Consider the following 16,122-nt stretch of genomic DNA (forward strand, 5'->3'; position numbering starts at 1 on the left):
TATTAACCCATCTTAGCACAGAACCTGTCCGCATGACAGAGCATTACCGCTATTTCGCCAATGGCAAGATATTCTCCTTTTTGGATGCAGAGAGCTGCTGCGTTTTGACGTAATCGTCTGAAACGGTATAGAGTGTGTCGCCAATCGTGAGAATCCGCTTAATGTTACTGGAGCTGTCGTACCAGCCTTCGCCTGCTTTCGCAACATCTTCCTTCGACAGATGGGTGATCTGATCTCTCAGCTGAAACCCTTTTTGTAGATCAAGCTGATAGACGTAGGCACCTTGGAAAGTAAAGTGGCCATACTCGCGCATATCGTTTTTGGCTTTTTGTTCAGCCGTACGTTCGTGGACGGATACAGGAAAGGCGAGCAGATTTTTTTCTTTGGAGAACAGCAGAGCCTTGTGATTGCGCAACAGCTCGGAATCCGTTCCTCTGTCCCCGATCACAGTCTTGAACTTTTCCTTCGGTTTCGTTACATCACTGACGTCAAAGAGGGCAACTTTCATCCCTTGGTAGTACGCCCAGTCTTTATCTGATTCTGCGTCTTTGCCAAAACCGATGATATGGTTTTCATCATACGGGTGTAAATAGTCGCTGTAACCTGGAATTTTCAGGGCACCTAGTACGCTTGGTGCAGAAGGCTTCTTCAGATCGAGAACGAACAGCGGGTCGACTTTTTTGAAGGTGACCATGTAGGCACGATCTCCCATGAAACGGACCGAATAAATGCGTTCTCCTGGAGCGATGCCTTCCAGCTTCCCAAATACCTCAAGTTTATTGTTCAGCACATACAAGTTGTTTTTGGACGTAAGCTCATCGTCCCGCCACATGTTCCCGCTCGTGGTGGCGATTCGGAAATAACCGTCGTTTTCATCCATGGAAAACTGGTTCAGAATGCGTCCAGGCACCGACCCTTTTCCTGTAAATCGAATGGCACCCTTATTCATGGCAAATCGATAAATGGTTGTATCTGACTCAAGGGGAGGGGCAATCAAAGGAGCTGTCACTCCTTTTTGCTTAACGGCTACTGGCTGGGCATTGTTCTGCGTGACGGCTACATACAGATTTTTGGTGGATGCATAGATGTTCTCACCAGCACCAAGGTACGTATTCAGTGACATCTTTTGTTTCGAATCATCCAGATTCACGCCAATGACGATCAAATACTCTGGACGAAAGTGATCCGGGAAGTAACGAATCTCGCTGTAGGGAATGGTTTGGTATTGGTTATGATGGGCGCTGTCTTTATATGTTGGGCCTGGCACTTCTGCTTTCTCTTGCATGATACGATACGCATCCATGTAATGGTTGGCTGTCACGTACAAGCTCGCGCCGATTTTGCGGGACGACATGTACTGGCCTTCCAGCTCCAGTTGACGAATGAGCCGCGGTTGTTTTTTGTCCGTAATATCGTAGATCATGGTTTTCACGGACTGCATGCTTTGGAAACGGGGGATGCCTCTTTTGGAAGCGATACCAGGAGGATAGGAGATGTTCTCATCCGCTTGCCCGATAACGATGAGTCTGCGATCGTCTACGTACATTTCTTGTGGTACGAATTTTCCATTGTCATAGCTGATACGGCTTGCGACCTTCATTTCGGTCGCTGGATACGCTTTAATGATGCGCACTTCATTTTGCGTGGATTGATAAAGATAAGTTCCATCTGATTTGACGATATCTGCTTCATCGACGCCCTGCACTTGTGTGTTCGTTGTGGAAAAATCACCGCGAGCAGCGCCGCCGGAAGTGTCCGCTACTTTGTTGGCTGTGCTAGGTGCGGCTACTGGCATAGCGGCAGTCGTTTCCAAGGTGCCGTAATGATAGCTATCCAAGTCAGATGATTGGATGAGCTTTTTTAGCTCCGCATAGGAACCGACTACTGGCAACTCTTCTGTAGTTGCTGCGGCTTGAACGGTTGGCTCCGCAATTGTACCTGTCGTGAACAGGAAGGGTATAGCGGTCACCACCATCACAGAGGCGAGAAGCCCGGCAAATGTTCTTTTCATTTTAATCCCCCTCATATCTGCTTCTTGCCAAAATTTGCTGTCGGTAATAAGACGACGCACGTTTACGGAATGTTTCACACACTCTTTGGGCAGCAATCTACGGACAGGTGGGGGAGCGTGTGCTATAATAATAGGCGGTTTATGCTACCATTTACACCACTACGTCAAAAGGGGCGTCATAGATGGAAAACTTGAAGAAAAGCATTCTGGAACTCATCACGGATACTTCTACGAATCTACCACCAGACGTGCGTCGTGCCGTCAATGCAGCTAAAGTGAAAGAGGATCTTGGCACACGTGCAGCGCTGTCTTTGTCTACAATTGCGCAAAACGTCGTCATGGCAGAAGAAAATGTTTCTCCGATCTGCCAAGATACGGGGATGCCTACATTCGAAGTGAAAACTCCGGTTGGAGTCAACCAGTTGATTATTAAACAAGCCATCAAAGAAATGATTGCAGAAGCAACCAAAACGGGTAAGCTGCGTTCCAACTCCGTAGATTCCTTGACAGGTACAAACACAGGGGACAATCTCGGACCAGGTACTCCTGTCATTCACTTTGAGCAATGGGAAGAGAATGAAATCGAAATCAAGCTGATTCTCAAAGGCGGCGGCTGTGAGAACAAAAACATCCAGTACTCCCTGCCTTGTGAGCTTGAAGGCCTGGGCAAAGTGGGCCGCAACCTGGATGGTATTCGCAAGTGCATTCTGCATGCGGTATATCAAGCGCAAGGACAAGGCTGTAGTGCCGGCTTCATCGGCGTAGGAATCGGTGGCGATCGCACCTCCGGTTATGCACTGGCGAAGCATCAATTGTTCCGCAAAGTGGACGATGTGAATCCAATTGCTGATCTGGCTGCTTTGGAAGACTACATTATGGAAACAGCGAACCAACTCGGAATCGGAACCATGGGCTTTGGTGGTAACTCGACTCTCTTGGGCTGTAAAATCGGTGTGGAAAACCGCCTGCCAGCGAGCTTTTTCGTATCCGTTGCGTACAACTGCTGGGCATTCCGCCGTCAAGGTGTTCGCCTGAATCCGGAGACTGGTGAAATCCTCCGTTACCTCTATAAAGACGAAGAAGTGGCGATGGACTTGTCCCCTGTAGCAGCTACGGACGATGCGGGCGAAAAGCGCAGAGAGGTTGTTCTGCAAGCGCCAATCTCTGAAGAACAAATCCGCAGCCTGCGAGTGGGCGATGTGGTCATTATCAATGGTGAAATGCACACAGGACGCGACGCCCTGCATAGCTACCTGATGGATCATGACTGTCCAGTGGACTTGAACGGTGGCATCATCTACCACTGCGGTCCAGTCATGCTGAAGGACGAAGCAGGCGAGTGGCATGTAAAAGCGGCTGGCCCGACTACCTCCATTCGCGAGGAGCCGTACCAAGGCGAAATCATCAAGAAATTTGGAATCCGTGCCGTTATCGGAAAAGGCGGAATGGGTGCGAAAACCCTGAAAGCATTGAACGAGCATGGCGCTGTGTACTTAAATGCGATTGGTGGAGCAGCTCAGTATTATGCAGAATGCTTGGAAAAAGTAGAAGGTGTCGATTTCATGGAATTCGGTATTCCAGAAGCGATGTGGCACCTGCGCGTAAAAGGCTTCGCAGCAATCGTCACCATGGATTCCCATGGCAACAGCTTGCACGCGGATGTGGAAAAGTCTTCTGCTGAGAAATTGGCTCAGTTTGCTGCACCTGTATTTAAATAAGGAATGTAACACGAAAGCCTCTGGCGCACTTCACGTGCTGTCGGAGGCTTTTTTTTTTCAAACTAGACGAGGGAGGAGAAGGAAATAGTCGGATAGATGATGAACTTTCGAGGAACTAACCACGATTGCGGACAGATGGATTTTCATTTTTGACAGGGGGGACAGAAATGAAATGGTTGATTGCTGATCGCGTCATTATCGGAGATGGGGAGCATGTAATTGAACAAGGCGCTGTCGGGGTTGATGAGCGAGGAAAGATTGTAGCAGTGGGGACAGAATCGGAGCTTACTAATTCCATATCGGAAGGAGAGGTAAAGCGGTACAGCGGATGCTCCATTTTGCCAGGCTTGATCGATTTACATGTTCACATCGGGTATTGGTGGAGCAAACCAGACTCCGCTGAGTATCGCAACAACGACGGACTCGTGGCTTTACTGGCGACAGCGAATTTGAAAGAGGCACTTTCCTTGGGGGTTACGACGATCCGTGATGTGGCAGCACCGGATGGATTGTGCAGTACGCTGAAGCTGGCAGCAAAGAACGGCTTCATTGTTTCCCCTCGTCTTTTTCAGGTAAACCAAGGGATTATTATGACCGGGGGGCACGGCTGGCAATTAGAGGGTGCCCTGCGAGAAGCAAATGGTCCGTGGGACGTGCGGACAGCCGTACGTGAACAAGTAAGAGCAGGAGCAGACTGGATCAAGCTCATGACGAGCCATCGTACACCAACGCCGGAGTTCACACAAGAGGAGCTGGATGCGGCGGTTGATGAATCTCATCGCTTGGGACGAAAATGCTGTGTACATGCCTCGCTTCAACCGGCGATCCAGATGGCGATTGATGCGGGATTTGATACGATCGAGCATGCGACGTTTATGACCGTTGAACAAGCAGAGCAGATGAAAGAAAAAGGACTGGTATGGGTACCGACTATGGTTACCTTCTTCCAGATTGCTGATTATTACAAGCATATTTGGAATGAGCAGCAACAGGCGAATCAAGGCATCTTGAGCGAAGAGATTATCGAGCAGGGAGCCTTTTTCATCGAATCAGAAAAGGCGTATCGCGAGAACTTCGTACAATTGATGAATACAGGCGTAAAAATCGCTACGGGTACGGATATCGTATTGGAAGGCTATCCAATTACGCCTGTGGCAGAGGAAATCAAGCTGATGGTGGAGCTGGGGATGGAGCCAATTCGGGCGATCCAGGCTGCTACTCAAAACGCAGCTGAGGTGCTGGACCAAGGAAGTAAGATTGGGACGTTAGCGCCAGGTTATTTTGCAGATTTGCTTGTGGTAAAAGGTGATCCATTACAAGAGATAGAGGAATTGAAGCAAGTAGAGGAAGTGTTTCTTGAGGGTGTTTCTGTCTATTCAAAGTGTTGATGGGACTGAGCCTTGCTCTTTCAGGTTTGTAACGGCGTTTGTACTGGGTGTTTGACTATTTTCAGCCAAAATGGGTATTGGTTTATTGCGCGTGTACCAGGGCGGGCATAGGTTAATAGCGAATGATCACAGAAAAAAGGAGTGAGATTCGTGAACTATGTAGTCCGTTCGGGAGATACGCTAAACAGCATTGCGGCTCGTTTTGGTGTATCCGTTCAGGAATTGATCCGTGTGAATAATGTCGCCTATCCCTACTACATTTACGTTGGTCAAAATTTGTACATCCCAATTACGCCCACACCGGCTCCTGGTGGGGATGTCGAGCGTCGTCTGAATCGACTGGAGAATCGAGTAGATGCGCTGCGTGAAGACTTTCGCAGGCTGGATAATCGAGTAGATCGGTTGGAGAACCGTGTCACTCGTCTGGAGCGGGCCACTACGCCGACACAACCTCCGCGCCCGCGTCCGACCGCTACGCCTCGTCCACGCTAAGCAGCTGGATAGAGGGCCAAATAATTTTCCACATTTGGCAATTTCCTCTTCGCTTGATCCTGCATAAAGTGATACGAGAGGATTAAGAGGAGGTGCGGCCATGCTAGGGTTAAATGGAAAAAACGTCCGGCACCATTTCATGGGCGTCTATGGAAAAGTGGTGCAGATTCGGGAACTAGTGGATGTGATCGACCAAGTTTTTGACTCTGTAAACAAAGTGGGCGACATAGGTAAGGCGATGCTTGGACCTCGTAAGGCAAGTGCCAAAAAGCTCGACAAGCTGAGATGAATGGCAAAACAAAAAAACCGCGTCCGTAATGGAGGCGGTTTTTATTTATAATTCATTCGTGATTCCTAGGGGCAGACTCTATCATCAGAATAACTCATCGGAAAGAAAAAGTCTACTCTTTTTCTAAAAATTCCCTTATATTTTTGGAGCTGTTATCAACTACTTCAAAAAGGGGAGTGCGATGGAGATGGAAAAGGAAAAGCGTCGCGTAGGCTTAGTCACGGGTGGAGTGCTGATGGGGTTAGTCTTGTCAGCGTTGGATCAGACGATTGTCTCAACTGCCATGCCGACAATTACGAAAGGGCTGGGAGGTCTATCTCTTTATAGCTGGGTGTTCGCGATTTATATGCTCACATCGACCACGAGCATGCCCATCTATGGGAAAATGGCGGACTTGTTTGGAGCGAGAAAAATGTATTTGATCGGGTTGTTTGTGTTTCTCTTAGGATCTCTCCTGTGCGGCATGGCGAATTCCATGACGGGTCTTATTGTAGCGAGAGGTGTTCAAGGTTTGGGAGCTGGGGCATTAATGCCGGTTGCATTCATCATTGTGGGTGAACTGTATCCACCCGAAAAGAGAGGCAAATTTCAAGGACTTTTCGGAGCTGTCTTTGCCATGACGAGTATAATCGGTCCCTCGTTGGGAGGAATGATCGTGGAGCATCTGCCATGGGGATGGATCTTCTTTATCAACCTTCCTATTGGAATCGCTGCCTTTTTGATCATTGCGCTAGCCTTTCGTGAACAGCGGCACTACGATAAGAAGTCAGTCATCGACTGGTACGGGGCGATTAGCTTGAGTGCAGCCATCATTCTCATCCTGCTGTCCCTTGTCATGGAGGGGAGGGAATACAAGATCGGATTAGGGGGAGCAGGTACCTTATTTCTCGGCTTGTTCATCTGGATTGAAACCAAAGCAAAGGAGCCCCTGCTTCCGCTCTCCCTCTTTCGCATTCCGGCCATTGGATATGGCAATCTCGCAGGATTCTTTGTGAGTGCCGCTTTGTTCGGTGCAATCGCATATGTCCCTCTGTTCGTCCAAGGGGTACGCGGTGCGAGTCCCTCAGAGGCTGGATTCCTTTTAGTCCCACTCATGCTGTCCGCAGCGATTTCTTCGACGATTGGGGGAAGATGGATGGCAAAAGCTTCATTTCGGGCGATTCTGATTCCCAGCCTACTCATCATGGCGACAGGCTTCTTCCTTCTAAGCACCATGGATGGAGAGACAACGAACGCACAGCTCGTTATCTACATGATTGTCACAGGTCTAGGCATGGGGGCAATCTATCCGGCACTCGGTACAGCAGCACACAGCGCTGTCAAACCGGAAGATCGGGGTGTTGCCATGTCGACATCGCAATTATTTCGTTCCATTGGGGGGACGATTGGAGTGAGTGTGTTTGGGAGCATCGTAGAATGGCGGATGCGGGGAGGACTGGTGTTTAGTGAAGCTTTGCACGACGTCTTTATCACTGGTTTGATTCTGATTGGAATCAGTTTGATAGCCAGTGTTCGACTTGGCAATACTCGATTACTCGACAAAGAACCCCGCCATTCGCATTCAACAAATAGCGGGGTTCCCAAACAATAGAATTACGGTTTTTTATTCATACCTTCCATTGCCATCCGAACCATCTCTTTGACCATACTGCCGCCCAAACGTCCTCCGATTCGACCGGCATCGTGAGAGGTTAACTGCCCATTGTAGCCGGGCTGCAATGGGACATGAATTTCTTCTGCGACCTCGAATTTGGCCTGCGCAGGATCAGCAACGTGTGCAACCTGCGCTTTTAGGGCGTCTAGCCCTTTTCTCGCCTCGGGGACGAGAGGGCGTTTGCGTCTGCTCATGGTAGATCACCTCACGCCCTAGTGTGCCCAATTAGACGAGTGCTTTTCGCAGAGTAAAATCAGTCTCCTGATAGTAAGTATTAGCAACGAGCAGGTTCGGTCCTGCACATCCAGCAGCAGGGCAGAAGCAATTGATCTTCTGATTCAGCGTGTGTTCTTGCCATTTTTCAAACATCGACTGGAGCTGATCGGTTTGAATATTGCCCAATGGCTCTACATCCCCGAAATCGGTCACGATGACATCACCGGTGAAAATGTTGATGTTTAGACGATTCCGACCATCTGGATCATTGCGAGTCGTCACATTTTTCGCAGAGCGCAGTCTGCTGATCAATTCCCTGTCTGCTGCTTCAGAACTACAAGCAAAAAACGGAAGCGTCCCGAAAAGCATCCACAAATCTTCATTACGTACATCGAGCATCCGATGAATGGCTTGACGGAGCTCATCGAGCGAAAGGACATCCAGATCACGGGCAAAATCACTCGCATACATCGGGTGTACCTCATGTCGCTTGCTGCCCATCTCCTGAATTTGACGGTGGAGGGTATCGAGCTTTGTCCATGTGCGATGATTCAGCATCGTTTCGGCTGAGACAAATACACCTGCTTCCGAGAGCTTGCGTGCATTTTCCATCATCTCTTGAAATTGTGCTTCCGCTCTTTTCATTGAAACCGGCTGCCGTGCTTTTGCGTAAACAATATCATGGAATTCTTCGGGAGTAGACCAGTTCCATGAAATATGCATAACATCGATGTAAGGCAGGATCAACTCATACCGAGAAAACGGCATGGACATGTTGGAGTTGATTTGCGTCCGCAGCCCACGATCTGCAGCATATTGTAGAATAGGTGCGATCACAGTTTTCACGGTGCGCTCGCTGTACATCGGTTCTCCGCCTGTTATACTGAGAGTAAGCAGATCTTTTGCTTCATCGAGACGACGGAGTATGAGATCAACAGGAAGAGCGGGATCGTCTTTGTATCGCAATGTATCACCAACCGCGCAATGCTCACAGCGGAGATTGCACAGATTCGTTACAGTAAACTCGACGCTGGTAAGTTTATAGGCGGGGGGTGTCGCATTGAACAACGGCTCCCATGGATCGTGTAAAGGTGTTAATGGTGTAGTTGGAACCATGCGGATCAATTGTGAAACCTCCTTCATTCTGCGTACAACTCAACCTATTATAACGACATTAGGGCGGAAGGAGAATAGCTAACGAGATGATTATGGGGATGTCTTTTGGACGCGGTGTGCTTTTTCATGATCGAAATGTGCTGGCTTGCGCGGAAGTAAAAGACGGCGTGATTCATATGTGGGCGGAAAAAATCACATTGAAAACGATAGGGAAGCTCTGGTATCGAATCTTTTTCTCCTTCCCGTGGTACTATCAATTGTTTCATCTCCTGCTTGCTGGTTATGTACTAGCAGCGATCGTGAAGCCAGACTGGGCCATCCTCGATCCGATGTGGGTAGCTGTATACATCGCAGGCTTTCACTTCGTTTTTCCGAAAAAGATGAAAAAATTTCACGGTGCAGAACATAAAGTGTTTAGCTATGGAGGGAAGAAGTCACTAGCAGCACTGAATGAGATTCAACGGGCAAATATCGTGAATGACGGTTGCTCGACGAATCTGGTCGTGTGGTTTTTTACAGGATTCATCTTGTCTGTATTCTTTTTACCTTTAGAATGGAGCGTCGCATGCGGGGTAGCAGGACTGCTTGTTGGCATGCTCGGTGATCGCTACGTGCGTAAATATTTCGGTTTTCTTTACAGGCTGTCGGCTTTCTTTCAAAAATACAGCACGACCAAAGAACCGGATCAGCTTCATTTAGAGACAGCGATCCGCTCGTATATGCTATTTGAGCACATTCGTGAGGTAGATCGATTGCAGAATGCTTCGTAAGGAAAAAGCGGTGTTAATCGGCTTGGATCGCCAATCATAAAAAACAGGGAGGATAGAAGGTGCTTATGCGCCCTCGACCTCCCTTTTCTTTTTCCTACTCCCGTTCGAGCGGGCTTTCTTCCAGTTGGCGATACATCTTTCCTTTATCCACATACGATTGGCGAATGCGTACGAATTCTTTCAAGTCTGCCTCGTTGAGTTCACGTTTTACTTCTGCTGGGTTGCCGACAACAAGCGAGCGAGGTGGCACCTTCATGCCAGGAGGAACGAGTGCACCCGCAGCAACCATCGCTTCTTCTCCAATTTCCGCACGATCCAACACGATCGCACCCATTCCAATCAATGCGCCGCGACGTACCACGCAGCTATGTAAAACGGCGTTATGTCCAACGGTCACCTCGTCTTCAAGGATCAGCGGGTTGTTCGGGCTTTGGTGCAGGGTGCTGTTGTCTTGGACACTGACGCGTTTTCCAATGACGGTCGGAGCGATGTCCCCGCGGATCACAGTGTTGTACCAAATAGAAGAATCCTCGCCGATTTCGACATCGCCAGAAACGACAGAGCCTTTTGCCAAGAAAACGGTAGGGTGAATCTTCGGTTTGATGTTTTCAAATGATAAGAGCAGCATAGTTACCTCCTAATCAATGAGTAAGCGAGCAATCTGTTTGCATCGGGCGCGGATGGAAAATAGAGAAGCGGCCAGTTGCAGGATCGCAGTCGATGACTGTCCCGGAAAGCTGGTCTATCTCATGTGTTTGATAAAAGAAACGAATTCCACTTATTTCTTGGGTGACATCATGTTTGTCCGCTTCCGTAATGGCGATGCTATATGTATAGCTGCCACAACCCGTCGTAGTCGGGACGAGTCTGATTCCGAGCTGTTCTGCATCCGATTCTTCCGCGATCATTTGTGCAAGACGTACCGCCGCAATTGGAGTAATGGTTATCATCGTCATACCTCCTTGTAGCCATTTCTATTGTACTACAAATGGCCCTTCCAAATCCTGCTTGTTGACCATGTAGGAGGCATGTGATAGAGTAAATGTTACTGATTCTGATGTGCAGGAAATGTGGGTAGTCGCTGCCGCAATCGTTTCGACGATTGGCGGTAGAGGAAAGTCCAGGCTCGCCCAGGCTGAGATGCCTGGAGTGTTCGTACCTGGTGCAAGCCAGGGCAGTGAGGTGTTGAGCCTTGCTGACGGCGTGGAAAGGGCTCTCTCTGAGGCCCGAGTACGCTGAAAGTGCCACAGAAACGTAGCTTTTCTGGCGACAGAAAAGATGGAACGCGGTAAACCCTGCGAGCGAGAAACCCAAATTAGGTAGGGGAACCGTCCTGAAGGAATCAAACGGAAAGGACGGATGGTATCTTCGGATGCCATAGATAGATGGCTACCGCTCTTGGTGCGAGGGATTGCCCCGCTTGAAGCACGGGAGAGACAGAACCTGGCTTATAGCATTTCCTGCTGGAATGAAAACGTAAAACCACCTGAGACCTCAGGTGGTTTTTTTACGTTCTGCGAAATATCGTGAACCCGCTACCTATCCATGTTTGAGGAGCAGTGGAATGATTTACCCGAACAAGCTTTGAAACTTTTTCGGAAATCGTGTCGTCTAAAAAGAGCGTTCAGCCGAAGAAAACAGTTCTACTGTGGACTATTCCATCATTTCTTCAAATGGGAGAGTCTGCTGGAGAGAAAGAACTGATAAACGGTTACAGTGATGGAGGGGTTTATTTTGAAAAAAGAAAAGAATCGAGCAACCAAGGATTTTAAAAAATTAGTAGCGACTGCGGTTCTGGCAGGATCGCTTGCGTTGCCGGGTACCGGATGGGCTGCTACGGCACTGCCATTCTCCGACATCGGAGGAAACGTGAACAAAGACGCGATTCTGAAATTGAACTATGCGGGTGTTCTGAAGGGTTATACAGATGGTACTTTCAGACCGTATAAAGAAGTGACGAGAGCGGAGTTCGCCAAAGTTGCGGTGCTGGCACTGGGGTACACAGACGCGCAAGCAAAGCTCCTGCAAGGAAAGACCGCATTTAAAGATCTGCCATCAGATCACTGGGCAACAGGGTACATTAATCTTGCGGTATCCCAAGGCATCATCAAGGGATATCCAGATGGAACCTTCAAACCGAACAACAACGTAAAAATCGCGGAAGCGTTGACTGTTTACGTACAAGGCTTGAAGATTGACGTTCGTCCATCAGCCTCAAGCGAGTGGTACATCCCATACTTGCTGGAAGCGGACAGAGCAGGTATTTACGATGCAAAGGAAACACCGACAGCGGCAGCTCCGCGTGATATCGTCGCGAAGTACACGGATCGCTTTATGGAAACGCCTGTATACGCAAACGGCGCGTACTACGACAAAGATGGTAACGCAAAAGGAACCAATCAGAAGCTGCAAGTAGTGAAGGGCGCAGTTGCTTCGTATGACAAGTCTGGCAAAAAGCTGAAGCTAGTCGGACAAAACAAAGAAATCGAATTGGCTGATTCCGCGCAAGTATACGGCAATCTGATCGTAGGCGCGCAAGTCGAATACATTACGAAAAATGGCCGAGTGGCTTTCCTCACCGTTGTTACTTCTGACTCCGAAATCGTGGAAGGAATCGTGAAGACTGGCCTTAATTTTACAACGGCTGTAGGCGATGAAAAGAAATTCAAGGCAATCGTCAATGGAAGAGAAGTTGTTTTGGAAGTAGAAGATGGCGTAAATGTAAGCCGCTCTCACATCGGCCAAAAGTTTGTGGCAGTGGTTGGTGACAATGGCAAAATCAAGTCCATCACGATCAGCGACAACACGACAAAAGGAATCGTGGAAAAAGTATCTTCCGTGAGCGGTTCCAACTCGAAGAAAGAGCTGAGAGTAGACGGCACGACCTACACGCTGGATTCCAAAGCAACGATCAAAGGTAAGGCGCATCCAGAGGCAAAAGCAACGAGTGCTTCGTTCTCTGACATCGAAAAAGATGACTTGGTCGAGCTGACACTCAATGTGGACGGCAAAGTATCTGAGCTTGTTTACACGAAGCTGAGCTTCACAGATACGATCACCGTTGATACAGACAAAAACCTGGTTCGCGTTGGCGGCGTCAATTACGAGGTGCATGAAGATACAGAGTTGTTCGTAGACGAAGACGAAGTAGATGAGCTGGATGAGTTGACGAGCGGCAAAATTGCAGTGCTTACGTTTGACAAAAATGGAAACCTGGTGAAAGTAGAGCAGGGTGTAGGGGCAGCTACGAACAAACAGATCTCAGACACAACTGCGTATGCCTCAGGAAAACTGGCAACTGTGAAAATCGACGGGAAAACCTACGATATCTTGACAAACGCGAAGCTGACTGTCGATGGCAACTCCGTATCTCCAACGACGATTAAAAACGATCAGTTTAATGACCACCGCATCCTTACGTGGAAATACAATGTTGGAACGAATGACATTGTGGAGCTGACTTTGGAAAAGCAAACCGTAAAAGGATACGTGACGAAAAAATCCGGTTCCAAAATTACCGTGAACGGGAAAGTGTATGAGCTCTTGTCCGGGGTTACGATTGACAGCGATGCAGCATCCAACGACAACGAGTACACGCTGACACTCAACAACGCTGGCAAAGTAAAAGCCATTACAGGTGCGCCTAAGAAAGTAAGCGGCGTGGTTGACTCAGTTGAGGTCCGTAACGATAACGGCAAGGTGACTTCCGCAAAAGTAGAGGTTAACGGCAAGACGTACGATGTAACGGATGAGGACGCGATTGAAGATGTCGATCAATTTGAGTACGTGACATTGACTCTGGATCGTGACGGCGATGTCATTGCTGCTTCCGTCAGTGGAAAACTGGCGAAGGAAAACGTACGTTTCGTCGGAATTGAATCCCGCGTAAACAAAGACAAATACGTATTTTTCGATGACGTATCGACGAGCTTGAAGCTGACAGAAGACGCGAAGATCAAATACTACAACGGTAAGGACATGAAAGAAAGCGAGCTTTCCTCCAAGGACAAAGTGGATTTGTGGACAAATGATCAAGGTCTTGTCTATGCCATTGTCGTAGCAAAACGATAAGAAAATAGAAAAAGGCGATCTCTTCCTCCATTCGAGGAGAAGGGGTCGCCTTTTCAGTTGTTGGCATAGGCTTTAAAAAGTATTTAATTGAAAACGGTTTTCAATGAAAAGAAGATATGATATATTATTTTTGTTTCGTGCAAAACAAAAATAGGAGTGATTTTAATGCAGGTCGATTATGAAGTAATTATTGTTGGTGGTGGACCAGTTGGCATGATGGTGGCTGGAGAGCTGGCATTGGCTAAAGTGAAGGTATGCGTACTTGAGCGCTTAAAGGAAACGACCCCGTATTCACGGGCGCTCACGATACATCCGCGCACACTGGAAATCCTGGATATGCGCGGGTTGAAGGCGAAATTACTCGAGAGAGGAAAGCCGATTTCGACGACGCATTTTGCTGCGCTTGATACACGCTTGGATTTTTCAGTCTTGGATTCTTCCTCCAACTACACCCTGATTATTCCCCAACATGACACGGAGAAGGTACTAGAGGAGTGGGCGGAAAGTCTAGGGGTAGAAATACGGAGGGAAGAGGAGGTAGTGGCCGTACACCAAGATCAGCATGGGGCTGAGGTTGAGACTTCCGGGCCCAATGGAAAGGCTGTGCTGACAGCAAGCTATGTGGTCGGTGCAGATGGCGCTGGCAGCATTGTCCGCAAGCAGGCAGGCATTCCGTTTGTCGGTAAGAATGCGACCTTTACGGCTATGCAAGGGGATGTTGTTTTGAAAAATCCGCCGGAATCAGGAGCTCCTTCCTACTTTAATGAACAAGGCTTGGTCATGATTGTACCCTTGCCAAAAGGGATGCATCGGGTGGTACTGATCGATACGGAGCGAATGGCTGTACCAAAGGAAGAGCCCGTTTCCTTGGAGGAACTGCGCACTAGTTTGCTGCGTATTCTTGGAGACGATTTTGGAATTGCCGATCCGTTTTGGATGACTCGTTTTGGCAATACGACCTTGCAAGCTCAGCGTTATCGAGAAGGGCGGATTTTCCTGGCGGGAGATGCGGCGCATATTCATTTTCCAGCCGGAGGACAGGGGATGAACGTTGGCTTGCAAGAGGCAATTAACCTGGGCTGGAAGCTGGCGGCCCATTTAAAAGGCTGGGCACCGGATTGGCTGTTGGACAGCTATCATACGGAGCGTTTCCCCATCAATACCGCATTACTTACGAATACACAGATGCAATCACTGCTATTCGGTAGTTCGGAATTCTCCCCATCCGTTATCGCTTTGAGGAATATGGTGTCCGACCTGCTGCAAATACCCGAGGCAAATTATCGGTTGGCTACCCAAATCTCTGCGTTCAATGTCCAGTATGAACTGGTTGGGGAGATGCCGTCGCATGTATTGAACGGTCGACGTTTTACAGAGTTGAATCTGTGCCTGGAGAACGGTGAGTGCCAGAATTCGTACGAGCTTTTTCATTCTGGCTCCTTCCTCTTGCTACATTTGGGCTCGGATGAACGATTGGATGAAGCTCTCGATTCGTCGAAATATAAACATATCCATGTAGTTCGTGCTTCGCTTGCAAAGGGAGCTGCTGATTGGCATGACGTGCATACAGCGTTGATTCGACCGGATGGATATGTCGCGTGGGCTGTTTCCCAAGAGGAGTCTAATCCGCTGGAAGCTATTCGGAAAGGAATCTCCTACTGGTGCGGACATGATTGATTGAAAACAAAATTGTTTTGTGCAAAACAAAATGAAATTGTTTTTCTCGAAACAATCAGTATATAATGGAGGGGAGATGAGATGGTAATCTAGGAGACATGATATGCAAAGCACAGAACTTTCCAAGCAGCGGATCATACAGCTTTACATACAGCTAGTCACGCAGCAAGAGCTGCGAGAAAGCAAATTGACTGCGCGAATGGCAGAAGAGATGCAGAAGCTGGAATCCGAGATGGGGATGAAGCTAAACCTTACCCTATCCGAAATTCATTTCATTGCCTGTATTGGGGATCATGGTCCCATCAATGTCACCACGATTTCGGAAAAAGTCAATTTAACGAAAGGGTCCATAACACGGATCAGCAAAAAGCTATGGAAGCTTGATTTAATTAAAAGGCAACAGCTGGTTGATAATAAGAAAGAAGTGTACTATCGGCTAACCGCAAAGGGACAAAAGCTGCATAAGATTCATCACCAGTTGCATCAGGACATTGAACAGCGTTTTAAGAGCTTTCTGGATAAATACACACCGGAGCAATTAGCATTTTCCCGCGAATTGCTGGAGGACTTGCTGAATTGGGATTTCTAAGAACGGAAACAAAGGGGCGCCATCGACTGATGGTGTCCTATGTCTGTGAACAGAACTTTCGATAAGTAAAAAGCCGAATTACCCCACGGAACTGACCCCCGTTTGTAGGACAGGGATCAAAACACCTTACA

Annotated in this window: 14 protein-coding genes and 1 other RNA gene; 10 read left to right on the top strand and 5 right to left on the bottom strand. The window is 48.3% G+C overall.

Features of this window, described 5'->3' with window-relative positions; genetic code table 11:
- Positions 1-49: 49 nt before the first annotated feature.
- Positions 50-2,011 (bottom strand): beta-propeller domain-containing protein, encoded by a 1,962-nt coding sequence (locus tag HP570_RS26825; protein WP_173627730.1) that lies wholly within the window; start codon positions 2,009-2,011, stop codon positions 50-52.
- 182 nt (positions 2,012-2,193) lie between these two features.
- On the opposite strand from HP570_RS26825, the gene HP570_RS26830 reads away from it, so the two are divergent.
- From HP570_RS26830 to HP570_RS26850, 5 genes are all read left to right on the top strand, one after another.
- Complete coding sequence (locus HP570_RS26830) at positions 2,194-3,729, top strand: fumarate hydratase (protein ID WP_173604363.1); 1,536 nt, start codon at positions 2,194-2,196, stop codon at positions 3,727-3,729.
- A 167-nt stretch (positions 3,730-3,896) separates the two neighbouring features.
- Entirely contained in the window at positions 3,897-5,117 is a 1,221-nt protein-coding gene (locus HP570_RS26835; protein WP_173627731.1) for a metal-dependent hydrolase family protein, read from the top strand.
- A 150-nt stretch (positions 5,118-5,267) separates the two neighbouring features.
- Positions 5,268-5,609, top strand: a complete 342-nt coding sequence (locus HP570_RS26840) for a LysM peptidoglycan-binding domain-containing protein (protein ID WP_012685864.1) — start codon at positions 5,268-5,270, stop codon at positions 5,607-5,609.
- 100 nt (positions 5,610-5,709) lie between these two features.
- Positions 5,710-5,898 (top strand): hypothetical protein, encoded by a 189-nt coding sequence (locus tag HP570_RS26845; RefSeq protein WP_007724315.1) that lies wholly within the window; start codon positions 5,710-5,712, stop codon positions 5,896-5,898.
- Between the two features lie 181 nt (positions 5,899-6,079).
- On the top strand, positions 6,080-7,489 hold the full coding sequence (locus tag HP570_RS26850) for an MDR family MFS transporter (protein ID WP_173627732.1): 1,410 nt from the start codon (positions 6,080-6,082) through the stop codon (positions 7,487-7,489).
- 2 nt (positions 7,490-7,491) lie between these two features.
- Here the strand turns inward: HP570_RS26850 and HP570_RS26855 are convergent, their stop codons facing one another.
- The gene (locus tag HP570_RS26855) at positions 7,492-7,746 is read right to left on the bottom strand and encodes an alpha/beta-type small acid-soluble spore protein (RefSeq protein ID WP_012685866.1); all 255 of its coding nucleotides are present in this window, start codon (positions 7,744-7,746) and stop codon (positions 7,492-7,494) included.
- 31 nt (positions 7,747-7,777) lie between these two features.
- Positions 7,778-8,893 (bottom strand): radical SAM/CxCxxxxC motif protein YfkAB, encoded by a 1,116-nt coding sequence (gene yfkAB, locus HP570_RS26860; RefSeq protein ID WP_173627733.1) that lies wholly within the window; start codon positions 8,891-8,893, stop codon positions 7,778-7,780.
- A 77-nt stretch (positions 8,894-8,970) separates the two neighbouring features.
- Here yfkAB and HP570_RS26865 point away from each other — a divergent pair, with 77 nt between their 5' ends.
- Positions 8,971-9,654, top strand: coding sequence for a DUF1385 domain-containing protein (locus tag HP570_RS26865; RefSeq protein WP_173627734.1), 684 nt, complete (start codon positions 8,971-8,973; stop codon positions 9,652-9,654).
- Positions 9,655-9,748: 94 nt separating this feature from the next.
- On the opposite strand, the gene HP570_RS26870 is transcribed toward HP570_RS26865, so the two are convergent.
- Positions 9,749-10,282 carry a gamma carbonic anhydrase gene (locus HP570_RS26870; RefSeq protein WP_173627735.1) on the bottom strand — a complete coding sequence of 178 codons (534 nt, stop codon included), beginning with the start codon at positions 10,280-10,282 and terminating at the stop codon, positions 9,749-9,751.
- Positions 10,283-10,295: 13 nt separating this feature from the next.
- Positions 10,296-10,604: an iron-sulfur cluster biosynthesis family protein gene (locus HP570_RS26875; RefSeq protein ID WP_173627736.1), complete on the bottom strand. Its 309-nt coding sequence runs from the start codon at positions 10,602-10,604 to the stop codon at positions 10,296-10,298.
- Positions 10,605-10,720: 116 nt separating this feature from the next.
- On the opposite strand from HP570_RS26875, the gene rnpB reads away from it, so the two are divergent.
- From rnpB to HP570_RS26895, 4 genes are all read left to right on the top strand, one after another.
- Positions 10,721-11,110, top strand: an RNA gene (gene rnpB / locus HP570_RS26880) — RNase P RNA component class B.
- A 278-nt stretch (positions 11,111-11,388) separates the two neighbouring features.
- On the top strand, positions 11,389-13,725 hold the full coding sequence (locus tag HP570_RS26885; protein WP_173627737.1) for an S-layer homology domain-containing protein: 2,337 nt from the start codon (positions 11,389-11,391) through the stop codon (positions 13,723-13,725).
- Between the two features lie 165 nt (positions 13,726-13,890).
- Positions 13,891-15,402 carry a monooxygenase gene (locus HP570_RS26890; protein WP_173627738.1) on the top strand — a complete coding sequence of 504 codons (1,512 nt, stop codon included), beginning with the start codon at positions 13,891-13,893 and terminating at the stop codon, positions 15,400-15,402.
- Between the two features lie 103 nt (positions 15,403-15,505).
- The gene (locus HP570_RS26895; protein WP_173627739.1) at positions 15,506-15,991 is read left to right on the top strand and encodes a MarR family transcriptional regulator; all 486 of its coding nucleotides are present in this window, start codon (positions 15,506-15,508) and stop codon (positions 15,989-15,991) included.
- Positions 15,992-16,122 lie beyond the last annotated feature (131 nt).

This window comes from Brevibacillus sp. RS1.1, from assembly GCF_013284365.1.
Classification (GTDB): Bacteria; Bacillota; Bacilli; order Brevibacillales; family Brevibacillaceae; genus Brevibacillus; species Brevibacillus brevis_D.

Bases quoted from the DNA above. Each gene is read 5' to 3' on its own strand.
- HP570_RS26825 (WP_173627730.1), bottom strand. From the start codon at position 2,011: ATGAAAAGAACATTTGCCGGGCTTCTCGCCTCTGTGATGGTGGTGACC.
- HP570_RS26830 (WP_173604363.1), top strand. From the start codon at position 2,194: ATGGAAAACTTGAAGAAAAGCATTCTGGAACTCATCACGGATACTTCT.
- HP570_RS26835 (WP_173627731.1), top strand. From the start codon at position 3,897: ATGAAATGGTTGATTGCTGATCGCGTCATTATCGGAGATGGGGAGCAT.
- HP570_RS26845 (WP_007724315.1), top strand. From the start codon at position 5,710: ATGCTAGGGTTAAATGGAAAAAACGTCCGGCACCATTTCATGGGCGTC.
- HP570_RS26850 (WP_173627732.1), top strand. From the start codon at position 6,080: ATGGAGATGGAAAAGGAAAAGCGTCGCGTAGGCTTAGTCACGGGTGGA.
- HP570_RS26855 (WP_012685866.1), bottom strand. From the start codon at position 7,746: ATGAGCAGACGCAAACGCCCTCTCGTCCCCGAGGCGAGAAAAGGGCTA.
- HP570_RS26865 (WP_173627734.1), top strand. From the start codon at position 8,971: ATGATTATGGGGATGTCTTTTGGACGCGGTGTGCTTTTTCATGATCGA.
- HP570_RS26870 (WP_173627735.1), bottom strand. From the start codon at position 10,282: ATGCTGCTCTTATCATTTGAAAACATCAAACCGAAGATTCACCCTACC.
- HP570_RS26875 (WP_173627736.1), bottom strand. From the start codon at position 10,604: ATGATAACCATTACTCCAATTGCGGCGGTACGTCTTGCACAAATGATC.
- HP570_RS26890 (WP_173627738.1), top strand. From the start codon at position 13,891: ATGCAGGTCGATTATGAAGTAATTATTGTTGGTGGTGGACCAGTTGGC.
- HP570_RS26895 (WP_173627739.1), top strand. From the start codon at position 15,506: ATGCAAAGCACAGAACTTTCCAAGCAGCGGATCATACAGCTTTACATA.